Origin of the sequence: Flavobacterium sp. UBA7680, assembly GCF_002482975.1 — a bacterium.
GTDB lineage: Bacteria > Bacteroidota > Bacteroidia > Flavobacteriales > Flavobacteriaceae > Flavobacterium.
Genome location: NZ_DLHA01000005.1, coordinates 1 through 2,331 on the forward strand (window position 1 = coordinate 1; position 2,331 = coordinate 2,331).

Genomic DNA, 2,331 nt, shown 5'->3' on the forward strand with positions numbered 1-2,331 from the left:
TAATTTCATCGCTTCAATGATACACACAGGTTTTCCTGTATCAATATCATCACCTACATTTACAAACGGAGCTTTGTCTGGTCCTGCAGAACGGTAAAAAGTACCAATCATCGGCGATTTAATAGTAATGTATTTGGCTTCGCTTGCAGCAGCTGCAGTTGCAGCAGGAGTCGCTGTTTCAGCAGCAGCAGGAGCAGGAGCGGTAACCGGAGCGGCAATTGCCTGAACAGGTGCAGTTGTAATTTGAGCCGGAGCGGCTTGATACATTACAGGAGCTGCTTGCTTACCCGTTTTAATAACAATTTTTATTTCCTTTGTTTCTAATTCAACTTCATTTACTCCGCTTTTCGAAACAAATTTAATTAAATCTTGAATTTCAGTTAATTTCATTTTAAAGTGTTTTAGTTAGTGCGTGCAAAAGTATCATTTTTTTACAAAAAGAATCAAAAAACACAGGTTTTTAGTCGAAAAATGGCTAAATGTTCAAAAAAACACCTAATTATCAACAAATTAAATTTATGAATTCGAATTTTCGAACGACGAGGTACGATTTTAGAAATAATTATGATTTTCGATTGACGAGTTACTATTTTATTATAATTTTCAATACTGAATTTGTAATTTTACGTTCCAACTCGTAATTCGTAACTCCAAATTCGTACATCAGATTCGTAAATCCAACTTCCAACTTCCTATCTAATTCTATCAGCGCTTCTTACCAATTGCTCGTCTTTTTTAATAAAATAAGCGGCTAAATAAGCAAAAATAGCTGAGGTAAGGGGTAAAAAAGAACCAAATTGATATGAAATTGCTTCAGGACCACTTTCTTTTGTATAAGATAGTATAAAAAATAACCCAATTAAAAATATATTAAATACTACTAATAGGTTAGCTAACTTATATTGTAATACTCTGTTTTTATATAAAAAGATGATGGCTATACCTAATATAAGGATGATACTATTAAATACCATAGGGAAATAAATATTAGAGCCCATTACTTCCGAACTACAGCCTGGCAACAAACAAATGTCCCAATTGGTTTCAGAAATATTTACTTTTTGAAAAGGGATAAAAAACTGTAAAATAGCAATAACAACTACTGCCAATAAAAAAAGAGTTTGTTTACGTTGAATCATAGCGCGAAATTAAGGTTTTGTTTTAATAAGAAGAAAATAATTACGAATCAGGTACGAATATACGAATCGAGGCTGGCTAAATCCAGATTCGTATATTCGTAATCAAACCTTTTACGGTTAAATTAATATTAATAAATCCAAATAACTTACTTAAGTCCTTTGAACTATAATCCAAGTAACTTACATTTGCCATATGGAAAACAAATATCAGAACTTAATTGAGCAAACTTTCGATTTCCCCCAGGAATCGTTTGAAGTAGTTGATAATGAATTGTATTTTAACGATATTCCTTTAATGGATATTATTAAACAATACGGTACTCCATTAAAAATCACGTATTTACCTAAAATAACTTCGCAAATACAAAAGGCCAAGCGTATGTTTAATGTGGCTATGGCCAAAGCCGATTATAAAGGGAAGTATGTATACTGTTATTGTACCAAAAGTTCTCACTTTAGTTTTGTTTTGGATGAGGTATTAAAGAATGATGTACATATTGAAACCTCTTCGGCCTACGATATTCAGATTATCCGTGAGCAGATTAAAAAGAAGAAAATTACCAAGGATACCTTTATTATATGTAATGGTTACAAGAAAACCAACTACAAACAATATATCTCCGAATTACTAAATGACGGCTATAATGTTATCCCGGTTCTGGATCATTTGGATGAGTTTGACCATTATAAGAAGAATGTAAAAGTCCCTAAATGTCAACTCGGAATAAGAATCAGTACCGAAGAAGAGCCTTCTTTTGCCTTCTATTCATCCCGACTTGGCGTTCGCTACACGGATATCATTAGTCTTTATAAGGAGAAGATACAAAATAACCCGAAGTTTGAGTTGAAGTTACTTCACTTTTTTATAAATAATGGGATTAAGGATACCATTTATTACTGGACAGAATTAAACAAGTGTTTGAATATCTATAAAGAATTAAAGAAAATTTGTCCGACTCTGGATTCTTTAAACATTGGTGGAGGTATGCCCATTCGTACTTCTTTAAGCTTTGATTACAACTACGATTATATGGTAGAAGAAATTATAGCTCAGGTAAAGTCGTTTTGTGTACAACATGAATTGGATGAACCAAACATATTTACAGAATTTGGCTCGTTTACAGTAGCCGAAAGCGGAGCAACTTTATACTCAATTATTGATCAGAAACAACAAAACGACAGAGAGCAGTGG

3 protein-coding genes are annotated in these 2,331 nt (G+C 32.7%); 1 reads left to right on the plus strand and 2 read right to left on the minus strand.

All coding sequences use genetic code 11. The features are described 5' to 3' along the window. Both B3C18_RS00635 and B3C18_RS00640 read right to left on the minus strand, forming a co-directional pair. A partial coding sequence (locus B3C18_RS00635) for an acetyl-CoA carboxylase biotin carboxyl carrier protein (protein WP_291140798.1) occupies positions 1-390 on the minus strand: 390 nt, incomplete at its 3' end. Between the two features lie 302 nt (positions 391-692). After that, entirely contained in the window at positions 693-1,139 is a 447-nt protein-coding gene (locus tag B3C18_RS00640; RefSeq protein ID WP_291140801.1) for a DUF4293 domain-containing protein, read from the minus strand. A 193-nt stretch (positions 1,140-1,332) separates the two neighbouring features. Here B3C18_RS00640 and B3C18_RS00645 point away from each other — a divergent pair. Then, the coding region (locus B3C18_RS00645; RefSeq protein WP_291140804.1) for an arginine decarboxylase at positions 1,333-2,331 on the plus strand (999 nt) is incomplete at its 3' end.